Genomic DNA, 20270 nt, shown 5'->3' on the forward strand with positions numbered 1-20270 from the left:
GGTCCCGCGAGGAGGAGGGTCCGCCGTGGGGCAGAGCGACGAACGCGACCGGGCCCTCGACGCGCTGGCCGACGAGGTACGGGGCGCGGAGCCCGGCGAGCTGCTGGGCAGACTGTGCGGCATGGCCGGCGGGCTGCTGCGGATGAGCGGTGCGGGCGTGCTGCTGTGCAGCGACGGCATGCCGGTGCCGCTGACCGCGACCAGTGAGCGGGCCGCGCAGGTGATGGAGCTGCAGACCGACCTCGGTGAGGGGCCCTCGCTGGACGCCTCCCGCACCGGGACGCCCGTCCTCGCCCCGGACCTGTCGGCCGGGCCGGACGCGGACCGCTGGCCGGTGTTCGCGCCCCTCGCCACCAGCGTCGGCGTACGGGCCCTGTACGCCCTGCCGCTCGGCTGCGACCCCTGCTGCGTCGGCACCCTCGACCTGTGCCGCGACGCCCCCGGCGAACTGTCCGCCCCGGACCTGCGCACGGCCCAGCTCGTGGCCGGCGTGGTGACGGTCGCGCTGACCACCCTGCAGCGCGGGGAGGAGGGCGAGTCCGAGGACGGCGACGCGGACGGACGGCGGGCGCCCTGGCTCGGCGAGCTGGCCGCCGCGCACGACACGGTCCACCAGGCCGTCGGCATGATCATGGCCCGGCTGCGCATCGCCGCCGACGAGGCGCTGGCCCGGCTGCGCGCCCACGCCTTCGCCCGCGGCCGCACCCTTCCGGAGGCGGCCCGGGACATCGTCACGCACCGGGTGCGCCTCGAACCGGACCTGACCCCGTAGCGGATCAGGCGCGGGCGCTCACACCTGCACCCTCCCCTGGCGGCGGACCTCCGCCAGACGCCGGGCGCCCAGGTCCACCGCCGCGTCGACCACCTCGGGCGGTACGTCGCCCAGGCCGCCGCTGGTGACGGTGAACGCGTCGTCGCCGACCCGCACGGCCGCCGCCAGCAGGGTGAGCGTCAGCGGCTCGTCGCCGGCCTCCTCCGTCACGGTGACCAGCAGGCCCTGCCGGGCGTCCCCGGCCTCCGGCAGCGGCAGGTCCGTCACCGTCACCTCCAGCGAGCGGCCGAGGGCCGCCGTCGCCGTGAACCGGGCGCACCTGCCCGGCAGGGACGCCAGCCATTCCAGCGCCCGGTCCACCTCGGCCCTCGGCCGCACGGCGACCTGATGGCGCAGCTGGGCCTCGTCCCAGCCGTCGTCCAGGCCGACCGCCGCACGGCCCGGCGCGCCGAGCAGCTCGTCGGTGTACAGCGCGTCCAGCAGCCGCGCGCAGTCCGGCTGCGTGGCCGTCGCCTTCAGGAACGCGTCCCGCCAGGTAGCGGCCCCCTGCGTCGGCGCCCACGGCTCCCCCAGGTCGGCCTCGCTGATCAGCGCGTCCTGCGCCTGCGCGTCGGTCAGCGCGGGCTGGGCGGCCGGTGAGGGCGGCGCGCTGGACCTCGGGGGGCGCGCGGTCGCGGGGGAGGCGGAGCCGGACGGGGCGGCGGCCCGCTCCATGACGATGGCGGAACAGGCGCTCGTGGCCAGCAGCGCGCCCGCGCACAGCAGGGAGGCGACGACGGGGCGCGGCGGAAGGAGGGTCATCAAGGGTGCCTCCGGGGGGACTTGCGGCGAGGGGACGTGGATCAACCGCACCACCCGGCCGCCCCCCTCACCAGCGCGGCGGTCCGTCCGGGTGAGCCGGCGCGCCCCCGGAAGGCCGGCTCACCTGCCCTCCGCCCGGCCCAGTTCCCGGCTCACCGCCGCCTCGCCCCGCCCCAGCAGGGTCTCCTCCAGGCTCCGGTCGTCGCGGCGGGAGAAGCGTTCACCGCGGGCGACGTCCTGCTCGGACAGCACCCGCCCGCACCACTCGCCGCGGCCCACGACATGGTCGTCGAAGGGCACCGCGGCGCCCTCGCCGAGCGGGGTCCACTCGCCGGAGTCCCAGCGCAGCGCCAGGAGGTAGGTGTGGCCGGGCTCCAGGCGCGGGGCGTCGGCGGTGGTGAGCTTCGCGCGGTTGCCGGTGGCGCGGTAGGTGGCCCAGCCGGGGGCCGTCAGGCGGAAGTCGCGGCCCAGCGCGTGGGCCGGGCGGTCCGCGCTCCACAGGAGGCTGTCGGTGCGGAAGGCGACCAGGCGGTCCGTCTCGTGGAGCACCGCGCCCTTCTCGTACTCCCGCAGGTTCGTCTCCTCCTCCGACACCGGGGACGCCACCAGCACATGGTCGGCGTACGTCACCCAGTGCCGGGCCGTCTGGGACGGCCACGGGTCGTTGCCGCCGCCGCAGCCGACGACCGTCTCCAGGCCCGGCCGGCCCAGCACCACCGCCGCCGCGACCGTCGCGAAGGCCAGCGCGGCCACGAAGGCCGGTTCATGACGGGTGAAAGATCTCGCGCGCACGTCTGCTCCCCCTGCTGCTCCCCCGGCGGCAACGGCGTTGCCCAGGAGGAAGACGATCAGACGGGCGTTCCGGTGGCACGCGGACGCAAGCCGTGGGGAGCGCGCGGCCGGGGCCGGGCCCGTCAGACCTCCACGGTGTCCAGGTAGAGCCTGACGTAGCGGTTCACGTCGACGTCCAGGGCGACCTCGACGAGGGACCGCTCGCGGCCGCCGCCGTGGATCTCGGCCTCGCCGGGGCGGGGGCGGCGGTCGACGATGGTCTGCCCGCGGGTGGGGCCGGGCGCGAGGGACACCTCCACGGGCAGCAGCCGGGTGGTCAGGCCGGCCGGGTCGGCGACCGCGCACACCGCGCCCGCGTCGCCGATACCGCCCGCCGGGTCGTCGCCGTCCTCGTCGGGCGTGGCCGGGCGGTGGGCCAGCAGCTCGCCCGCCAGCCGCGCCCCGGGCTCCGCGCTCGCCCGCAGCCGCCGTACGTCCGGGCCCGGCACCAGGACCCGCTGGAACACGTCGAGCCCGTACATCGTGACCGGCACGTCCGCGGTCAGCAGCATCGCCGCCGCCTCCGGGTCGTGCCACACGTTGAACTCGGCGACCGGTGTCGCGTTGCCGCAGGCCACCGCCCCGCCCATGAACACGATCCGCTCGATGTTGCCGACGACCTCCGGGTGGGTGCGCAGCAGCAGCGCGATGTTCGTCAGCGGCGCGGTGGGGATCAGCGTGACCGGGCGCGGGCAGGCCAGGATCTCCCGGCGCAGCAGCGCCACCGCGTCCAGCTCCACGGGAGTGCGGACCGGCGCGGGCAGCCCCAGGTCGCCCATCCCGTCTTCCCCGTGCACATGCCGCGCCGACCGCGGCGCCTCGATCAGCGGCCGCTCGGCGCCCCGCGCGACGGGGATGTCCGGCGCGCCGGCCCGCTCCAGCACGACGAGCGTGTTGCGGACGACCCCGTCCACGTCCGTGTTCCCGGCGACACACGTCACTGCCCGCAGGTCGAGCCCCGGGTGGCGTACGGCGAACAGCAGCGCCAGGGCGTCGTCCACCCCCGTGTCGCAGTCGATGATCACCGGAACGGGCTGACCGGTCACGACGGAGCTCCTCTCACCGGACGCGGACACCGCGAAGACCTCATTCGACCACCGCCATCGCCCGGTCCGTGTTGTTCAGCCGCCGGCTTCCGTCCGCCGTCACGGTCACGATGTCCTCGATGCGCACACCGAAGCGGCCCGGCAGGTAGATGCCGGGCTCGACGGAGAAGCACATGCCGGGGACGAGGGGCTGTTCCTCGCCCTCCACCATGTACGGCGGTTCGTGGGTGGTGACGCCGATGCCGTGGCCGGTGCGGTGGATGAAGTGGTCGCCGTACCCGGCGTTCTCGATGACCGCGCGGGCGACCCGGTCGATGAGCTGGCAGGGCACCCCGGGGCGTACCGCCTCGACGGCCTCCTGCTGGGCCTCGCGGACGATGCCGTGGACGCGGGACTCCTCGCGGGTGGGCTCGCCGACGTGCACGGTGCGGGTGGTGTCGGAGCCGTAGCCGTCGAGCAGGCCCCCGAAGTCCAGCACGATCATGTCGCCCTGCTCGATGACCCGGTCGCCGGCCTCGTGGTGCGGGTTGGCGCCGTTGGGGCCCGAGCCGACGACCGTGAAGTCGACCTGCTCGTGGCCGTGCTCGAGCAGCAGCCGGGTCAGGTCCGCGGCGACCTCGTACTCCCTGCGGCCGGCGAACCGCACCGACAGCAGCTCCTCGTACGTGGCGTCCGCCGCCGCGCCGGCCGCCGCGAGCCGCGCGATCTCCTGCTCGTCCTTCACCGCCCGCAGCATCGGCAGCGAGGTCGTCAGCGCCCGGTACGCCGTCCGCGGCAGCGCCTCCTGCAGCCCCAGCAGATGCAGCGCCCACGCCGAGTCGGACACGCCGTAGCGGCCGTCGGGCCGCAGCAGACCGGCCGCGGCGGCGTACGGGTCCTCGCCGTCGCGCCACTCCGTGATCGGCAGCGCGCCCGCGCCCGGCGCGGACTCGGCGTCGGGGCGCTCCAGCGCGGGCACCAGCAGGCGCGGCGGGGCGTCGGGGGCGAGGACCAGCAGGGTGAGGCGCTCGGTGTACGCGGTGGGCTGGTAGCCGCACAGCCACACCATGTCGGGGCCGGGCGTGACGAGCAGCCCGGAGAGCCCGGCGGCGACCGCGTCCTGCGTGGCGCGCCGCATGCGCTCGGCGTAGTCCCGTTCCGTGAACGGCGCCGGTGCCTCGGTCATGGCGTCCTCTGTCCCATGGTGTTCCCTGTCCCTGGTCGTCCGCCTCGGCTCCGACCGGCCTTCCGGGCCCGGGGGAGCGGGGAGGGGCCCCGCCCCCGGCCGGCCCGGCCGGTACCGCCGTACGGGTGAATCGGCATCGGTCAGTAGCGCACCGCCCGGGAGATCTCCGCGTCGACCTCGCCGTCCACCGTGCGGTGGCTGCGGGCGGTGGCCGTCTTCTCCCGGCCCGCCGGCACGTCGGAGAGGGTCACCACGACCGCGTCCAGGAAGCCGCCGTCCTTGTCCCTGAAGTCGACCTGCACGGCGAAGGACTTGGCGGAGCCGGCGTCGTTCTCGGCGGTGATCCGGGCGGTGGCGTGTCCGTCGGAGCCGACGGACACCTCGGCGAGGTCCACGTCGTCCTCGGCGTCGACGCCGTTCTTGATCTCGTCGAACTTCCGGCCGGCCGCCGCGGTCGCCGACGCCCAGGCGTCCGTGGCCTTCGAGGCGGCCGACTCCACCGCGGACGCGGCCTTGCTGACGGTGGAGGACGGGCCGTCGCCGTCCGAGCAGCCGGTCAGGGCCGCCGCACCGGCGAGCAGCACCAGCGCGGCGCCCGCCGCCCGGCGGGTGAGGGAACCCGGCATAGCGCCTCCCGTGGATGCCTGGCTCCCTCCAGTGAAGGGCCGCCCCGCTCCCCGCGCACGTCGGCGGCGGCCGGCCTCCTGCCACCCCGGGGGCGGGTTCCCGGCCCGTTCACGCCCGGCAGCCGGTTGCCTACGGAGAGCACCGCGGAGGGGAAGCAGCCGAAGTGACGGGCCGCCGGGGCCCGGTGGGTCCGGTGGGAGAAGCCGCTGGACTTGGAGTGCGCTCCAGCGCCTAGCGTGCGCGGCATGAGCATGCGCTATCGCCCGCTGGGGCGCACCGGTATCGAGGTCAGCGGCTACTGCCTGGGCACGATGATGTTCGGTTCCGTGGGGAACGCCGACCACGACGACTGCGTACGGATCGTGCACGCCGCGCTGGACGCCGGCATCAACTTCGTGGACACCGCCGACATGTACTCCGCCGGCGAGTCCGAGACGATCGTGGGCAAGGCGCTGCGGGGGCGGCGCGACGACGTCGTCCTCGCGACCAAGGTGCACTTCCCGATGGGCGAGGGCCGCAACCGCAGCGGCAACTCCCGCCGCTGGATCACCCGTGCCGTCGAGGAGAGCCTCACCCGGCTCGGCACCGACTGGATCGACCTGTACCAGGTGCACCGGCCCGACCCCACGACCGACGTCGAGGAGACCCTGTCGGTCCTCGGAGACCTGCAACGGCAGGGCAAGATACGGACGTTCGGCTGCTCGGCCTTCCCGGCCGAGGAGATCGCCGAGTCCCACCACGTCGCCGAGCGGCGCGCCCTGCCGCGCTTCCGCACCGAGCAGCCGCCCTACTCGCTGCTGGCGCGCGGCGTGGAGCGCGCCGTCCTGCCGACCTGCGCCCGCTACGGCATGGGCACGCTGACCTGGGCGCCGCTCGCGTCCGGGTTCCTCACCGGCAGGTACCGCAGGGGCGGGGCCGTGGACATGAGCGCGGGCCGCGCCGCCCTCACACCCTGGCGCTTCGACCCCGAGCTGCCGGAGAACGTCAGGAAGTTGGACGCCGTCGAGCAACTGATCGGGGTGGCGGACGACTTGGGCTGTACGCTGCCGGAACTGGCGGTCGCCTTCCCGCTGGTGCACCCGGCCGTGACCTCGGTGATCCTGGGCCCGCGCACGATGGACCAGCTCCAGGGGCTGCTCAAGGGCGCGTCGCTGACGCTGCCGGACGAGGCGCTGGACCGCATCGACGAGATCGTGCCGCCGGGCACGGACCTGTACCGGGCGGACGGCGTCTGGCAGCCGGTCTCGCTCACCGACCCGGCGCTGCGCCGCCGGCCGCGGGCGGAGCGGGCCGCGGCGGTCTGACGCGCATCGCGGGCGCATCGCGGGCGCTGAGGCGCACCGCGCACCCGGGGCGTGCTCCGGTGTGAGGGGTGCGGGCAGGTGACGGCCGGACGGGCGTAGGGCATCGTGACCCCTGCGCGAGACCGGCCCGGTGTTCGCCCGGGCGGGGGGCGGGGGCGCCCTCGGCGGGGCGTGCCCGGGAACGAGAGGGGAGCCCATGACGTCGCCCTTGCCGTCGGACCCTGCGCGGCCCCGGCCGGCGCGGCCGCAGCCCGTCCTTCAGGCGCCGACCGCCGCGGCGGTGTTCCTCGTCCTCACCGTCCAGCCCGGCGGTGAGGACCGTACGCGCGCGCTGCTGGCGGAGTCGGCGGGCCTCGCGCGGGCGATCGGCTTCGGCCGGCCCGAGGGGCGGCTGTCCTTGGTCGCCGGGATCGGCGCGCAGGGCTGGGACCGGCTGGTGGGCGGGCGGCGCCCGGCCCTGCTGCGGCCCTTCCGGGAGCTGGCCGGCCCCCGGCACCGGGCCGTGGCCACCCCGGGCGACCTGCTGTTCCACATCCGCGCCGAGCGGCCCGACCTGTGCTTCGCGCTGGCCGCGGAGATCATGCGGCGGCTCGGTGACACGGCCGTCGTGCAGGACGAGGTGCAGGCGTTCGCCTCCTTCGACTCCCGCAATCTTCTGGGCTTCGTGGACGGCACCGAGAACCCCGTCGGGCCGGACGCCGCCGACACCGCGCTCGTCGGCGACGAGGACCCCCGCTTCCGTGGCGGGAGTTACGCCCTCGTCCAGAAGTACCTGCACGAGGTCGACGCCTGGGAGAAGCTGTCGGTCGAGGAGCAGGAACGCACGGTCGGCCGCACCAAGCTGACCAACCTGGAGATCCACGCGCCCGGCTCGCACGTCGACGTCAACACCGTCACGGACGCCGAGGGCGCCGAACGGCGCATCCTGCGCGGCGCGATGCCCTTCGGGCGGCCGGGACACGGCGAGTTCGGCACCTACTTCATCGCCTACGCCGCCGACCCCGACATCCCCGGGACGATGCTGCGCCGTATGTTCCTCGGCACCGAGGACACCGGCCCCGACCCGCTGCTGGACTTCTCACGGGCGGTGACGGGGACGCAGTTCTTCGTGCCGTCGGCGGACTTCCTGGAGGAACTGGCCGACACCTGAGGGGACTTCCGGCCCGGCTCAGTCGCGCGGCAGCACGGTCACCCGGTGCAGATTGCAGCCCGAGTGGTCCCCTTCCGTCTGCTGGGCCTTGAGGGCCATGCTCACCAGGCTCAGCAGCAGGTCGACGTCCGTGTCGCAGTCGAGGTGGACGGTCACCCAGCGCGAGCCCGGCACCAGCCGGACCGCGGTGGACTCCCGCAGGTCGGCGGACCAGCGCTGGAGCGCCGAGTCGGTGAGATGCAGGTCGACGTCGCGGCCGGTGTGGAAGTGGACGATCTCGCCGTACGGGGAGCGAAGCGCCGGGCCCGTGCCGCAGTCGGCCGGACCCGGAGTGAGGTCGGGCCAGACGGCGAGACGTTCCCGGGCGCGCTGGGCCGGAGTCATGCGCCCATGGTCGCCGCAACACCCCCCGGACACCAGAGGTTGAGCGTTCCGTAACGCTGCCGTGAGCTTCCCGGTCCTGGCCACGAGCCGACCGCCGCGCGGACCGGCCGGAATCCGCGAACGGCTTTGCCATCCCTTTACAACCCGGTCGGTCGCCGCCTCGTCTCTGAGCACGATCCGTCACCGACGAGAGAGACGAGACCCATGCGACGCACCGTCCTGAGTGCCCTGGCCGTTGCCTGTGCCGCCGTGCTGGCGGGCGGCGGGGCCGCCTTCGCCGACAGCCCGGCCCCGGCGCCCTCCGCCTCCCCCACCCTGCCCCCGGCCACGCCCGTCCCCACGCCCAGTGCCGTGCCGAGCGAGGCACCGTCCCCCGTGCCGACGGAGGCACCGGCGTCCGCCGTGCCGTCCCCGGTGCCGACGCAGGCCCCGGACGGCGGCCAGGTGTCCGTCGTGCCGAGCGGCGCCCCCGACACCGGCGTGGCCGCCACGGCCGGCCCGTCGCACACCGGGGCCGGTGCGGCCGGGGCGGCCACCCTGCTCGCCGCGTCGGGCGCGGCCGTCCTCGTCGTACGGCGTCGGCGGGCGACCGGGGCATGACCGCACTGTCCAGGCGGGCCTTCGCGGCGGCCGGTGCGGCGAGCGCGGCCGCGCTCCTCACCGGCTGCGGGGGAGGCGGCGGCGACGGCCGGCCCGCCGGGAGGACCGGCGCGTCCCCCCGCCCCGCCGCCCGGCCCCTCCCCCGCTCCGAGCCGGTGCGGCTGCGGATACCGGCCGCCGGCGTCGACACCCCGGTCATCTCGCTCGGACTCGCCGAGGACGGCACCGTCGAGGTGCCGCCCGTCACCGAGCACGACCGGGCCGGCTGGTACCGGCACTCGCCCGCACCCGGCACGACCGGCCCGTCGGTCCTGCTCGGCCATGTCACCGTCGGCGCCTACGGCGACGGCGTCTTCCGCCACCTGGCCCGGCTGCGCCGCGGCGACCGGGCCGAGGTGCGGCTGCGCAACGGCCGTACCGCGGTGTTCGCGGTGACCGCCGTACGCACGGTGCCCAAGGCCGACTTCCCCACGGACGACGTCTACGGTGACGTCAGCCGCCCCGAGCTGCGGCTGATCACCTGCGGCGGCCCCCGGACCGGGGACGAGTACCGCGACAACGTGATCGTGTCCGCCGCGCTGATCCAGGGGAGCCCCGAGGGTTGAAACGGTCCCGCGACCAGGCGGCCTCCGAACTGTTCGCCGCCCTGTACCCGCGCCTGGCCGGCTGGTGCCGGCGCCTCGTCGACGACGACGAGACCGCGCACGAGATCGCCTCGGAGGCGTTCACCCGGCTGTGGGCGCGCTGGACGAAGGTGGCGGAGCCGCGCGGCTTCCTCTACGTCACCGCGGCCAACCTCGTCCGCGACCACTGGCGCAAGCTGGAGCGCGAGCGGCACGCGGTGCGCCGGGCCACGACGGAGGCGGCGGTGCGGCCGCACCCCGAACAGGCCGACCCGTCGGTGCGGCTGCTGGTGCAGTCGCTGCCCGACCGGCTGCGCATCCCGATCCTGCTGCACTACTACGCTGACATGCCGATCCGGGAGGTGTCCGTGCTGACCGGACGCAAGGAAGGAACCGTCAAGGCCGACCTGCACGCGGCCCGCGAACTGCTCCGCGCCCACCTGAGGAGAAGCCTTGACCACACGGTTTGACGACGACGAGGACTTCCCCGGCGACGACCCGCTCACCGTGCTCCTCGGCCCGCCCGGCGGGCACCTCCCCCCGCCGCCCGGCCACTACGCGGCCCTGCGCCGGGCCGCGTCCCGCCGCCGGCTGCTGCGGACCGCCGCGGGCGCCGGACTGACCTGCGCGGCGCTCGCCCTGGCCGCGCTCCCGGTGTACCTCGCGGGCCCGGACACCCCGGTCCGTCCGGCGCCGCCGCTCGCCCCCGCGCCGACGAGCGGTCCGCCCGCTCCCGCGAGCGGGTCACCGACGGTCGGAGCCACGCCGTCGCCGGTCCCGTCCCTGCCGCCGCGCCCATCGGAGTCCCCGGCCCAGACCGGCGCACCGAGCGTCCCCGCCACCGAGGCGCCCACCCCGACCCCCACCACTGTCCCCACACCCACCGGCTGACGTGCGCTCAGCCCTCGACGCCGGTCGAGCTGTGCGCGGCGCCGACCGGCTTGGACTCGGGGGAGCCGCGCTGGCGCAGATACACCGACAGGATGGCCATCGAGGCCACGGCCAGCAGCTCGGACTGCCAGTTCTGCAGGGTGCGGTTCCAGAAGTCGGCCGTACCGAGGTACTCCGACCAGGTCAAGGGCCCCTGCAGGTCGCGCAGTTGCTCCTCGTTGTAGGCGGCCGTGCCGGCGATCGACTGGGCCAGCCAGGACCAGAGGAAGAGGAACGCGAACACGATGCCCAGCGACCGCCCGTACACCCGCTGCCGCCAGCCCCCGGCGGACGCCCAGCGCGGTGAGGAGCCGACGGCGTGCGGGCCGACCATCTGCTCCTCGTCGCTCTCCGGGCCCGCCTTGTGCAGTTCCTTGGACTCGGGCGAGCCGCGCTGGAGCAGCCAGACGGTGGCGAAGACGTAGAGGAAGAACTGCAGGTACTCCGACTGCCAGTTCTCGGTGACGTCCACGGCGAAGTCGGAGGTCGCCAGGTAGTCGGGGAAGCTCAGCTCGGGCAGGCCGTCGGCGACGAGCTGGTTGTTGAACTCGGCGTGCCCCGACACGGCCTGCCCCGCCAGGGTCAGCAGGAACGCGGTGCCGAAGGCGAGGGTGAGGCCGTTGTGCCTGAGATACCGGGTGAAGCCGCTCATCGGTGCATCAGCCCCAGCGCGGTGAAGTAGGCGAGACCACCGCACACCACCACCAGCAGCAGCACGAACAGGGAACGCATCGCCGCCTCACCCGCCCTTGACCTGGCACTGGTACGGCCGCTGCGGGCGGGGCTCGCAGCCCGCCGCGGTGACCCGCCAGCCGGTGGGGAAGCGGGACAGGAACAGGGTGTCGCCGTCGAGCACGACCTGGGCCTGCTGCCCGTAGACCTGCACCGAGCGGACCCGGCCGCGGTAGGACAGGTCCTCCTGGAGCAGGGCCTCTGGGCAGGGCGACTCGGCCGACTGCTCCAGCTCCTGCCGGGTCTCGGGGGCCAGTGCCGCGCAGGCGCGCGGGCCGTCCTCCCGCCGGACGCTCTCGGCGAAACGCTGCGCCGCCCGTGAGGCGGCCGTCTCCCGCTCGCCGAGCGTCGCACAGCCGGCCAGACCGGCCGCCACCGCGACCAGGGCCACCCACCTCCAGCGCCGCAAGGGACCTCCCGGGTCGAGTCGTGACGGGAGGCCCATGCTGGCCCGGCCCGGCCTCCCCGCGGGGCAGCCGCGCCGGGACGGGGCGGCGGGTTACTTCGGGAGGCGGCTGCCGGGGGAGGCCGGATCTTCCCTCCGCCGTCGCCCGCCGCCCTGCCCTGGGGTCCCCCGCACCGGCGCCCCGGTTTCACCGCCCCGGCCCCGCCCCGCCGCGCTGAAACCGGCCTGAAACCGCGGTGAACCGCCCGGGCCGCACAGTCCTCGGCATGACGACGACACACCGCACGCCACACCGCACGACCGACCAGGAACCCGCGATCGTGGCCACCGGGCTGCGGAAGGCCTACGGCGACAAGACGGTCCTCGACGGCATCGACCTCCAGGTGCCGGCCGGCACGGTGTTCTCGCTCCTCGGCCCCAACGGCGCCGGCAAGACCACCGCCGTGAACATCCTCACCACGCTGATCTCCGCCGACGCGGGTGGGGCCAGGATCGCCGGCCACGACCTCGCCGCCGAGGCGCAGAAGGTGCGGGCCGCGATCGGTCTCACCGGGCAGTTCTCCGCCGTGGACGGCCTGATCACCGGCGAGGAGAACATGCTGCTGATGGCCGACCTCCAGCACCTGTCCCGCGGCGAGGGCCGCCGGGTCACGGCCGAGCTGCTGGAACGCTTCGACCTCACCGAGGCCGCGAAGAAGCCCGCCGCCACCTACTCCGGCGGCATGAAGCGGCGCCTGGACATCGCCATGACCCTGGTCGGCAGCCCGCGGATCATCTTCCTCGACGAGCCGACGACCGGCCTCGACCCGCGCTCCCGGCACAACATGTGGCAGATCATCCGCGAACTGGTCTCCGGCGGCACCACCGTCTTCCTCACCACCCAGTACCTGGAGGAGGCCGACCAGCTCGCCGACCGCATCGCCGTCCTCCACGGCGGCAGGCTCGTCGCCGAGGGCACCGCGGACGAGCTCAAGCGGCTCGTCCCCGGCGGGCACGTCCGGCTGCGCTTCTCCGACCCCGTGGCCTACGAGAACGCCGCGACCGTCCTGCGCGAGACCACCCGCGACGACGACGCCCTCACCCTCCAGGTCCCCAGCGACGGCACCCAGCGCGAACTGCGCGCCATCCTCGACTGGCTCGACAGCGCCGGCGTGGAGGCCGACGAGCTGTCCGTGCACACCCCCGACCTCGACGACGTGTTCTTCGCCCTGACCGGCAGCACCGTCCCCGCCCAGACCGCCTCGCCCTCGAAGGAGACCGTCCGATGACCGCCGCCGCCCTCGCCGTCCGCGACACCATGACCATGCTGCGGCGCAACCTGCTGCACGCCCGCCGCTACCCGTCCCTCACGCTGAACCTGCTGCTCACCCCGATCATGCTGCTGCTGCTCTTCGTGTACGTCTTCGGCGACACGATGAGCGCGGGCATGGGCGGCGGGAACCGCTCCGACTACATCGCCTACGTCGTCCCCGGCCTGCTGCTGATGACCATCGGCTCCACGGTCGTCGGCACCGCGGTCTCCGTCTCCAACGACATGACCGAGGGCATCATGGCCCGCTTCCGCACGTTGGCGATCCACCGCGGTTCCGTCATCACCGGGCACGTCATCGGCAGCGTCCTGCAGTCGGTGCTCAGCGTCGTCCTCGTCGGCGCCGTCGGCGTGGCCATCGGCTTCCGCTCCACCGACGCCACCGTCCTGGAGTGGCTCGCCGCGTTCGGACTGCTCGTCCTGTTCGCCACCGCGCTCACCTGGATCGCCGTCGGCATGGGCCTGGTCAGCCCGAACGCCGAGGCCGCCAGCAACAACGCCACCCCGCTGATCCTGCTGCCGCTGCTGTCCAGCGCGTTCGTGCCGCTCGACGCGATGCCCGGCTGGTTCCGGCCGGTCGCCGAGTACCAGCCGTTCACGCCCGCCATCGAGACCCTGCGCGGCCTGCTGCTCGGCACCGGGATCGGCACGCAGAACGCCGTGCTGGCCGTCGCCTGGTGCCTCGGCCTGACCGTCCTCGGCTACCGCTGGGCCCGGTCGACGTTCAACCGCGAGCCGCGCCGGTGAGCTCCCGCAGGGCCTCGGCCCGCAGCTCCTGCGGCCCCAGGGCGGCGTACCTCGACCTCGCGTCGGCGTACGCCGCCCCGTCGGCGCGCTCGGCCGCCTCCCGGGAGCGCGCCGAGGACAGCGAGGGAAAGTCCCGCAGCACCGGCATGCGTTCCGCCAGTGCCACCAGCCGTACGGCCGACCGGTCGCCCGCGGCGAGCCCGGCGAGACCGAGCGCCAGCAGGACCGTGCCGTGGACGGGCGCCTCCACCGGGGAGCCCTCACCGGGGGTGCCGGACAGCAGGGCCAGCAGCCGGGTGCGCAGCTCGCCGGGCAGCGCGGCCACCGGCTCCAGCCGGCCGTGCCGGGCGTGCGCGGCCAGCGTGGCCGACCGGACCTGCAGCGACCACGGCGCCACGAACGGGTCGCCCTCGTGGAGCAGGCCGTCCGCGTCCACCCGCTCGACCGCCCGCCGCCACAGCCCGAGCCCCACCTCGGTCAGCCCGCGGGCCAGCGCCAGTTCCGCGCGGGCCGGCAGGTCGGGGGCGTAGATCTGGTCGGGCACCGTCGGCTCGTCCATCGCCGCGAGGCCCAGCCAGTACTCCGCCTCGTCGACCTCGCCACGCTGGAGACAGGCCATCACCAGCCCCCAGCGCACCCCGATCGAGTCCGACCAGTCGCCGAACTCGCCGAGCACGTCCAGCGCGGCCCGCAGATGCTCGTACGCCTCCGCGCCCCGCTCGGTCTGCAGACACAGCTCGCTGATCCGGCCGTGGCCGAGCAGCAGCATGCTCGGATTCCCGAGCGGCGCCAGCGCCCGCAGCGTCCGCCGGGCGTACTCCAGCGCCCGTTCGGTGCGGTGCTCCGACTCCCACACATAGCTGGCGACGCACGCCGCCACCCCCGCGAGCAGCGGCTCGTCCGCGTCGCACAGCTCCTCCAGCCGCGCGTACCCGGGCGGGTGGATGTCCGGTACGGCGCACAGGACGAGGGACAGCGCCCGCAGCAGCGTGTCCGGCGGGGCGGGCGGCAGCCTGCGCAGCGTCACCCACTGGCGCAGGGCGTGCGGGCCGTGCCCCATGAACAGGCTGGCCGTGCACACGGCGGCCGCGCTGCGGGCCGGCTCGACGTCCTCGGGCCCCGGCCGGAAGTGCGACAGCGGCCCGCCGGTCTCGGCGGCCAGCGCGGTGAGCCGCGGGAAGTTGGTGTCGGTCGCCCACAGCGAGGCCAGTACGGCGGTCAGGGCCGCGAGGGAGGGACCGTCGGAGCGGGACAGCGCGTGCCGCAGCGCCGCGACCAGGTTGTCCTGTTCGGCCCGGATACGGGTCCAGGCGGGCACGGGGTCGCCGCTGAACAGCACGTCGTGGTGCGCCCGTCCGAACTCCCGCGCCCAGTCGAGGAACCGGTCGGTCACCGCCTCCTCCTCACCGGCCTCGGCACGCCGGGCGGTGCTGAACTCCCGCAGCGTCTCCAGCATGTGGAAGCGCACCCCGGAAGGGCTGTCGGTCACCTTGATCAGGGACTGGTCGGCGAGCTGCTCCAGCAGGGCCAGCGCGTCACCGTCCCCGTCGCCGTGCGCGCCCCCGCCGAGCAGGTACTCGGCGGCGTCCCCGGTGAACCCGCCGGGGAACACCGACAGCGCGCGCAGGGCCGACCGGCCGTCCGCCTCCAGCAGGTTCCAGCTCCACTCGACCACGGCCCGCAGCGTGCGGTGCCGCTCGGGCGCGTCCCGGGCGCCGCCGCGCAGCAGCGCGAAACGGTCCCGCAGCCGGCGGCAGATGTCCGCCACGGACAGCACCCGCACCCGGGCGGCGGCGAGTTCGACGGCCAGCGGCAGCCCGTCCAGGTGCCGGCAGATCTCGGCGACCGTTTCCGGGTCCAGCTCCACCCCTGGCCGCGCCGCCCGGGCCCGCTGCCCGAACAGCTCGACCGACGTCTCAAGCGACAGCTCCGGCAGCGCGTACACGGACTCCGAGGTCAGCCCCAGCGGGGCCCGGCTGGTGGCCAGGACCCGCAGCTCCTTGGACCGCGACACCAGCTCCCGCACCAGCCCGGCGGCGCCGCGCACCACGTGCTCGCAGTTGTCCAGCACCAGCAGCACGGGCCGCGTGCCCAGCGCGGCGGCGATCCCCGCGACCGGGTCCCCGCCGTCCGGGCCGCCCGCGAACTGCAGGCCCTCGCCCGCCCCGACGGCCGAGGCGACCTCACCCGCCACGTCCTCGTCGGCCGTGACACCGGCCAGCGGCACGAAGTGCACGACCCGCTGCTCGACCGCCCGGCTCACCGCGTGGGACAGACGCGTCTTGCCCAGCCCGCCCGGACCCGTCACGGTCACCACGCGCGCCTCGCGCAGCAGCTCCGTCACCGCGGTGACGTCGGTGTCCCGCCCCAGCAGCGGGTTCGGCTCGTGCGGCACGCCCTGCCGGACACGAGGCGCGTCCGCGCTCAGCAACTCCTGGTGCACCGAACGCAGTCGGGGCCCCGGGTCGGTGCCCAGCTCCTCGCGCAGCCCGCGCCGGTAGGCGTCGTACCGGGTCAGCGCCGCCGCCCGGCCCGCGGTGGCCGCCTCGCAGCGCAGCAGCTCCGCCAGCACCTCCTCGTCCCGCGGCAGCTCCCGCGCCAGCGCGGCCAGCGGCTGCACGGCCTCCGCCCGCCGCCCCAGCCGCGCCAGCGCCAGGGCCCGCCCCCGCAGCAGCGCCCGGTACGCCCCGGCCCGCGCGGCGCGCAGCGCCACCACCGGGTCGTACAGCTCCTCACCGGACCCGGCGCCCACGCTCCCGTCCCACAGCGCCAGCCCCGCCTCGGCCTGCGCGAGCGCCCCGGCGTGATCCCCGGCCCGGGCCCGCTCGCCGCAGGCCGCCTCGCACAGCAGCAGCGCCGAACTGTCGACCTGCGTCTCGTCGAGCCCCAGCCGGTACCCCGTCGGCGTGCTCAGGACGACCTCCGCCCCGAGCTGCCCCCTCAGCCGTGACACCAGGACCTGCACGGCCTTGCCCGGCCGCTCCGGCAGCTCCCCGTCCCACAGGCCCTCCACCAGCCGCCCGGTGCTGCACCCGCCCCGCAGGTCCTCCGCCAGCAGCGCCAGCAGCCCCCGCAGGCGCGGCGCACTGATCTCCCGCCCCCGGAAGGCGACTTGGTCCAGCAGCGTCAACTCGGTGGTCATATCGGCAGCCTAGGCGTCACCGCACGGCCTTGTAGCCCTGCCAGCCGGTCGCGATCCGCACCCGGGTGCCGAAGGTGCCCGGTTTCACCCGCCCAGGCACAGCACGAGCAGGCACACCTCCGTCGGCTCGGCCGGCTGCGTGGGCGCGGGGGACGCGGCGGGGGGAGTGGTGGGGGCGGTGGGGGCGGTCGGCGTGCTCGGGGGCGGGGTGGGGACGGTCGTGGGGGACGGCGGGGTGTCGTGCGGCCGGGGTGTGACGGCCGCCGGCGGGGCGGTGGGGGTCGCCGGCCGCGGGGCCGGGGTCCGGACCTGAGGGGTCGTCGGGGCGGCGACGGGCACGCGCGCCGGGGCGGCCCGGTGCATGACGGGCGGGCTGGACACCGGCACCGGCGGGGGCGTGTGACCGGGAGCCGGGACCCCCGTGCCGGGTGCCTGGGGTCCCGCCCCCGGCGCCTCCGGGCCGGGCCCGCCCATGGGCCGGTCGTCCGGCGCCGCCGCGGCCTGCGTCCGGTCGGGGCCGCCACGCTCCAGCGAGGCGAGGGTCAGGCCCCCGCCCACCAGGGCGACGGCGGTCGCGACGACCGCCCGGCGCTTGTGCTTCCTCAGACGGGCCAGATGCCGCCGCCGGGCCGCGCGCCCGGGCCGCGTCGACTCGGACACGGGCGCAGGCAACGGCACCGCCACCGGCTCCGGCTGCGGTTCCGGTTCGAGCCGGGTGACGGGCGTCGGAACCTCCGGCGGGGCTATGTCCGGCGCGTAGGCGCCGCATCCGGGGCACACCAGGGCGCCGTTGAGATGCCGCCGGCACGCGGAGCAGTAGTCCATCTGCCTCTTCCCGTCGTCTTCCCGTCGCACGGTGATCGAACGGCCAGCCACGCTAACGAGCCTTCACCGGCCGGGTGTGCAGCCCGTGTGACGCTCCTGCGCGGATTCGTGCGCCCCGCCTGCACACCACGACCGACCGCGCCCGTCCCGGCCCCGCACCCGACTGTTACGATCCGGCCCTCACCTGGGGGAACACCTGTGCGACCCCCTACGTCTCCCCGGAGTGGACCCGCATGGCCAGACGTGCGCTCCTGTGCGGTGCGACCGCCCCCGCCCTGTCCGGCGCCACAACGGCACCGACACGGGCAAGTCGCTTTCCTGGGCCGCCAGTTGGGTGATCTCCGTCACGCCTGGCCGGTTTTTCGTGATGTTCACCGGCCGGGCGGCGCTAGATAGATGAGGCACACAAGTGTTCGGTGTGCCTCTGTGAACCTCTGTGACTTCTTCCAAGGGCCGCTGCGGCCTCCTACCGGGATGGATTCGTCGTGAGTCGTCGTACGCATGCGTACAGACCTTTGAGCCTGAAACGACGGGCGTGGATCACGCTCGGAGCCGTGGTGCTGGCCGGTGGGGGTGTCGCGACCTACGCCGCCGCCAGTCCCTCCGCGGAGCCGGCGGCCCAGGGTCAGGACAAGCGGCCGGTGGAGGTCTACCACCTGCCGCTGAAGGGCTCCGCGAGCGGCGAGCGCGAACTGCCGCGCACCGAGACCAAGCAGTTCTCGCTCGTCGGTGTCACCTGGACCGGCGCCCTGAAGAAGCTCGACGGCACCGCGCAGGTGCGCACGCACAGCCTGCGGACCGGCGAGTGGGGTCCGTGGTACGACCTGGAGCTGGACATCTCCCCGCCGGACAAGCCGGACGCCGACATGCGCGGCGCGTCCGCGCCGATGTGGGTCGGGCCCTCCGACGGCGTCGAGGTCCAGGTCCGGCACGAGGACGGCAGCACGGGCGTGCTTCCCAAGGGCCTCGAGGTCAGCCTGGTCGACCCGGGTGTGGTGACCGAGGCCGAGACGAAGATGGAGGCCCCGCAGCCTGCCGCGTTCGCCGTCGCCGGCACCTCGGCGCAGACGACCGCCGCGACCGCCGAGGCGGCCGGCACCGTCCCGCAGCCGCCGGTCGTCAGCCGCGCCGAGTGGGGCGCGGACGAGACCCGCAGCCCCGACCCGTCGGAGTACAACGCCGACGTCAAGGCCGTGTTCGTGCACCACACCACGGGCGCCGACTACGACTGCTCCGAGTCGCCGGCGCTCGTCCGGGGCATCTACGCGTACCACACCGAACCGGACGACCCCGCCACGCCCAACGTCAAGGAGGGCAACGGCTGGAACGACCTCGGCTACCACTTCCTCGTCGACAAGTGCGGCACCGTCTTCGAGGGCCGCAAGGGCGGCATCGACAAGCCGGTGCTGGGCGCCCACACCTACGGCTTCAACCGTGAGTCGACCGGCATCGCCGTCCTCGGCAACTACGTCTCCGGCCCCGCCACGGACGCGGCCCTGGAGGCCGTCTCCCGCGTGGCCGCGTGGAAGCTCAGCCTGTACGGCGCCGACCCGGCGGGCAAGGTGGACCTCAACGCCGGCGCGTCGCAGACCAACTACATGGGCAAGACCTTCGTCGCCGGCACGCGGTACACCTTCGACCGCATCTCCGGCCACCGCGACGGTTACAACTCGGAGTGCCCGGGCAGCGCCCTCTACGCCCAGCTCCCGAAGATCCGCACCTGGGCGGCCGGCCCGGTCCAGGACCTGAGGACCGGCTCGCTCACCGGCGCGACCGCGTCCGGCTCGACGTACTACACCAAGGGCTCGGTGACCGTGCGCTGGTCGGCGACCACGCCCGCCTCGCTGGTCTCCCGCTACGAGGTGCTGGTCGACGGCAACGTCGCCGCCACCACGTCCGGCACCGGCTCGGCGCAGGCGCTCACGCTCGCCGCGGGCAGCCACACCGTCGCCGTGCGCGCCGTGCACGTGTCCGGCAAGGCCGTCGAGACGGCCCCGCTGACCGTCGTGGCGGACGCCACCGCGCCGACGCTGACCACACCGAAGCTCGCCCTGCGCACCGGCACGGTCAACACCACCGCCGTCCCGGTCACCCTCAGCTGGAAGGCGACCGACGACAAGGCCCTGCGCTTCACCAGGCTGCTGACCCCGACGGCCGCCACCTTCAGTGCCGCCGCGACGGCCTCCAACCGCACCGCCGCCTCCGGCACCGCCGGCACCTGGTCGATGCGGGCGTACGACTACGCAGGCAACTACCGCAACGCCTCGGCCGCCTACACCCCGGTCATCCTCCAGGAGACCTCGGCGGTCAGGACCGGCACCTGGACCACCCGCTCCTCCACCAGCTACCTGGGCGGCAAGTCCTACTCCAGCGGCTCCCGGGGCGCGACCCTGACCTGGACCTTCACCGGCCGCTCCGCCTCCTGGGTGGTCTCCCGCGCGTCGACCTCGGGGCAGGTCTACGTGTACGTCGATGGGGTGAAGGCGTCGACGGTCGACCTGAAGTCGGCCACCACGCTCTACCGGCAGGCGATCTGGACCAAGACGTGGTCCACCAGCGCCAAGCACACCGTGAAGATCGTGGTGGTCGGCACGAGCGGCCGCCCGACGATCACGACGGACGGCCTGGTCTACATCAAGTGACCCGGCCGGACGGGCGCTGAGCACCAGCTGAGCACCGCTGAGCACCAGGAGACCGCGTGGGCCGGCCGGCCCACGCGGTCTCTTCCTTTTCCCCGGGCCGCCGGGCCGCCGGGCCGCCGGGCCGCCGGGCCGCCGGGCCGCCGGACCGCGGGGCCGCGGGGCCGCCGACACCCTGTACCTGTCCCCGCCGCGACAGGTTTCCCACCGGCACGACTGCAGTTCTGCTGCGGGGGC

The 20270-nt window shown here is 75.0% G+C and carries 20 protein-coding genes; 10 read left to right on the forward strand and 10 right to left on the reverse strand.

All coding sequences use genetic code 11. The annotated features are described in order from the left end of the window. Window positions 1-25 precede the first annotated feature (25 nt). Window positions 26-772 (forward strand): GAF and ANTAR domain-containing protein, encoded by a 747-nt coding sequence (locus ACIGXJ_RS11350; protein WP_399643195.1) that lies wholly within the window; start codon window positions 26-28, stop codon window positions 770-772. A gap of 18 nt (window positions 773-790) precedes the next feature. Here ACIGXJ_RS11350 and ACIGXJ_RS11355 read toward each other — a convergent pair whose 3' ends face one another. The 5 genes from ACIGXJ_RS11355 to ACIGXJ_RS11375 all read right to left on the reverse strand — a co-directional run bounded on the left by ACIGXJ_RS11355 (window position 791) and on the right by ACIGXJ_RS11375 (window position 5241). Then, entirely contained in the window at window positions 791-1573 is a 783-nt protein-coding gene (locus ACIGXJ_RS11355) for a hypothetical protein (RefSeq protein WP_399643197.1), read from the reverse strand. A gap of 120 nt (window positions 1574-1693) precedes the next feature. Then, the gene (locus tag ACIGXJ_RS11360) at window positions 1694-2365 is read right to left on the reverse strand and encodes a hypothetical protein (RefSeq protein WP_399643199.1); all 672 of its coding nucleotides are present in this window, start codon (window positions 2363-2365) and stop codon (window positions 1694-1696) included. Between the two features lie 122 nt (window positions 2366-2487). Beyond that, the gene (locus ACIGXJ_RS11365; RefSeq protein ID WP_399643201.1) at window positions 2488-3450 is read right to left on the reverse strand and encodes a nucleoside hydrolase; all 963 of its coding nucleotides are present in this window, start codon (window positions 3448-3450) and stop codon (window positions 2488-2490) included. A gap of 40 nt (window positions 3451-3490) precedes the next feature. Then, window positions 3491-4615, reverse strand: a complete 1125-nt coding sequence (locus ACIGXJ_RS11370) for an aminopeptidase P family protein (RefSeq protein ID WP_399643202.1) — start codon at window positions 4613-4615, stop codon at window positions 3491-3493. A 140-nt stretch (window positions 4616-4755) separates the two neighbouring features. Further along, a complete protein-coding gene (locus ACIGXJ_RS11375) occupies window positions 4756-5241 on the reverse strand; it encodes a hypothetical protein (RefSeq protein WP_399643204.1) in 486 nt (161 codons plus the stop codon). Between the two features lie 252 nt (window positions 5242-5493). On the opposite strand from ACIGXJ_RS11375, the gene ACIGXJ_RS11380 reads away from it, so the two are divergent. Then, window positions 5494-6546, forward strand: coding sequence for an aldo/keto reductase (locus tag ACIGXJ_RS11380; RefSeq protein WP_399643694.1), 1053 nt, complete (start codon window positions 5494-5496; stop codon window positions 6544-6546). Window positions 6547-6742: 196 nt separating this feature from the next. Further along, the gene (locus ACIGXJ_RS11385; RefSeq protein WP_399643206.1) at window positions 6743-7696 is read left to right on the forward strand and encodes a Dyp-type peroxidase; all 954 of its coding nucleotides are present in this window, start codon (window positions 6743-6745) and stop codon (window positions 7694-7696) included. 18 nt (window positions 7697-7714) lie between these two features. Here the strand turns inward: ACIGXJ_RS11385 and ACIGXJ_RS11390 are convergent, their stop codons facing one another. Then, window positions 7715-8080: a luciferase family protein gene (locus tag ACIGXJ_RS11390; RefSeq protein WP_399643208.1), complete on the reverse strand. Its 366-nt coding sequence runs from the start codon at window positions 8078-8080 to the stop codon at window positions 7715-7717. 204 nt (window positions 8081-8284) lie between these two features. Here ACIGXJ_RS11390 and ACIGXJ_RS11395 point away from each other — a divergent pair, with 204 nt between their 5' ends. From ACIGXJ_RS11395 to ACIGXJ_RS11410, 4 genes are read left to right on the forward strand one after another with little or no spacing between them, the layout of a single operon-like run. Then, entirely contained in the window at window positions 8285-8680 is a 396-nt protein-coding gene (locus tag ACIGXJ_RS11395) for a sortase-dependent protein (protein ID WP_399643210.1), read from the forward strand. Beyond that, window positions 8677-9285 (forward strand): class F sortase, encoded by a 609-nt coding sequence (locus tag ACIGXJ_RS11400; RefSeq protein ID WP_399643212.1) that lies wholly within the window; start codon window positions 8677-8679, stop codon window positions 9283-9285. The genes ACIGXJ_RS11395 and ACIGXJ_RS11400 overlap by 4 nt, the downstream gene beginning before the upstream one ends. After that, window positions 9282-9773: an RNA polymerase sigma factor gene (locus ACIGXJ_RS11405; RefSeq protein WP_399643214.1), complete on the forward strand. Its 492-nt coding sequence runs from the start codon at window positions 9282-9284 to the stop codon at window positions 9771-9773. The genes ACIGXJ_RS11400 and ACIGXJ_RS11405 overlap by 4 nt, the downstream gene beginning before the upstream one ends. Further along, window positions 9757-10194 carry a hypothetical protein gene (locus tag ACIGXJ_RS11410; protein WP_399643216.1) on the forward strand — a complete coding sequence of 146 codons (438 nt, stop codon included), beginning with the start codon at window positions 9757-9759 and terminating at the stop codon, window positions 10192-10194. The genes ACIGXJ_RS11405 and ACIGXJ_RS11410 overlap by 17 nt, the downstream gene beginning before the upstream one ends. A gap of 7 nt (window positions 10195-10201) precedes the next feature. Here ACIGXJ_RS11410 and ACIGXJ_RS11415 read toward each other — a convergent pair whose 3' ends face one another. Further along, window positions 10202-10885, reverse strand: a complete 684-nt coding sequence (locus tag ACIGXJ_RS11415; RefSeq protein ID WP_399643218.1) for a DUF6766 family protein — start codon at window positions 10883-10885, stop codon at window positions 10202-10204. A gap of 87 nt (window positions 10886-10972) precedes the next feature. Further along, window positions 10973-11374: a hypothetical protein gene (locus tag ACIGXJ_RS11420; RefSeq protein WP_399643220.1), complete on the reverse strand. Its 402-nt coding sequence runs from the start codon at window positions 11372-11374 to the stop codon at window positions 10973-10975. Window positions 11375-11637: 263 nt separating this feature from the next. Between ACIGXJ_RS11420 and ACIGXJ_RS11425 the strand changes: the two genes are divergently transcribed. Together ACIGXJ_RS11425 and ACIGXJ_RS11430 are read left to right on the forward strand one after the other, a co-directional pair. Further along, window positions 11638-12639 (forward strand): ATP-binding cassette domain-containing protein, encoded by a 1002-nt coding sequence (locus ACIGXJ_RS11425; RefSeq protein WP_399643222.1) that lies wholly within the window; start codon window positions 11638-11640, stop codon window positions 12637-12639. After that, the gene (locus ACIGXJ_RS11430) at window positions 12636-13427 is read left to right on the forward strand and encodes an ABC transporter permease (RefSeq protein ID WP_399643224.1); all 792 of its coding nucleotides are present in this window, start codon (window positions 12636-12638) and stop codon (window positions 13425-13427) included. The genes ACIGXJ_RS11425 and ACIGXJ_RS11430 overlap by 4 nt, the downstream gene beginning before the upstream one ends. Here the strand turns inward: ACIGXJ_RS11430 and ACIGXJ_RS11435 are convergent. Both ACIGXJ_RS11435 and ACIGXJ_RS11440 read right to left on the reverse strand, forming a co-directional pair. Next, window positions 13405-16569 carry an ATP-binding protein gene (locus ACIGXJ_RS11435; RefSeq protein ID WP_399643226.1) on the reverse strand — a complete coding sequence of 1055 codons (3165 nt, stop codon included), beginning with the start codon at window positions 16567-16569 and terminating at the stop codon, window positions 13405-13407. The two genes, ACIGXJ_RS11430 and ACIGXJ_RS11435, sit on opposite strands and share 23 nt — an antisense overlap. 84 nt (window positions 16570-16653) lie before the next feature. Further along, window positions 16654-17394: a hypothetical protein gene (locus ACIGXJ_RS11440; RefSeq protein ID WP_399643228.1), complete on the reverse strand. Its 741-nt coding sequence runs from the start codon at window positions 17392-17394 to the stop codon at window positions 16654-16656. A gap of 521 nt (window positions 17395-17915) precedes the next feature. Between ACIGXJ_RS11440 and ACIGXJ_RS11445 the strand changes: the two genes are divergently transcribed. Beyond that, a complete protein-coding gene (locus tag ACIGXJ_RS11445) occupies window positions 17916-20036 on the forward strand; it encodes a peptidoglycan recognition protein (protein ID WP_399643696.1) in 2121 nt (706 codons plus the stop codon). Window positions 20037-20270: the final 234 nt, after the last annotated feature.

Source organism: Streptomyces sp. NPDC053367, assembly GCF_044545925.1.
Classification (GTDB): Bacteria; Actinomycetota; Actinomycetes; order Streptomycetales; family Streptomycetaceae; genus Streptomyces.

Coding starts and splice junctions, on each gene's coding strand:
- ACIGXJ_RS11355 (WP_399643197.1), bottom strand. CDS start 1,573: ATGACCCTCCTTCCGCCGCGCCCCGTCGTCGCCTCCCTGCTGTGCGCG.
- ACIGXJ_RS11370 (WP_399643202.1), bottom strand. CDS start 4,615: ATGACCGAGGCACCGGCGCCGTTCACGGAACGGGACTACGCCGAGCGC.
- ACIGXJ_RS11375 (WP_399643204.1), bottom strand. CDS start 5,241: ATGCCGGGTTCCCTCACCCGCCGGGCGGCGGGCGCCGCGCTGGTGCTG.
- ACIGXJ_RS11380 (WP_399643694.1), top strand. CDS start 5,494: ATGCGCTATCGCCCGCTGGGGCGCACCGGTATCGAGGTCAGCGGCTAC.
- ACIGXJ_RS11385 (WP_399643206.1), top strand. CDS start 6,743: ATGACGTCGCCCTTGCCGTCGGACCCTGCGCGGCCCCGGCCGGCGCGG.
- ACIGXJ_RS11390 (WP_399643208.1), bottom strand. CDS start 8,080: ATGACTCCGGCCCAGCGCGCCCGGGAACGTCTCGCCGTCTGGCCCGAC.
- ACIGXJ_RS11395 (WP_399643210.1), top strand. CDS start 8,285: ATGCGACGCACCGTCCTGAGTGCCCTGGCCGTTGCCTGTGCCGCCGTG.
- ACIGXJ_RS11400 (WP_399643212.1), top strand. CDS start 8,677: ATGACCGCACTGTCCAGGCGGGCCTTCGCGGCGGCCGGTGCGGCGAGC.
- ACIGXJ_RS11415 (WP_399643218.1), bottom strand. CDS start 10,885: ATGAGCGGCTTCACCCGGTATCTCAGGCACAACGGCCTCACCCTCGCC.
- ACIGXJ_RS11425 (WP_399643222.1), top strand. CDS start 11,638: ATGACGACGACACACCGCACGCCACACCGCACGACCGACCAGGAACCC.
- ACIGXJ_RS11430 (WP_399643224.1), top strand. CDS start 12,636: ATGACCGCCGCCGCCCTCGCCGTCCGCGACACCATGACCATGCTGCGG.
- ACIGXJ_RS11435 (WP_399643226.1), bottom strand. CDS start 16,569: ATGACCACCGAGTTGACGCTGCTGGACCAAGTCGCCTTCCGGGGGCGG.
- ACIGXJ_RS11440 (WP_399643228.1), bottom strand. CDS start 17,394: ATGGACTACTGCTCCGCGTGCCGGCGGCATCTCAACGGCGCCCTGGTG.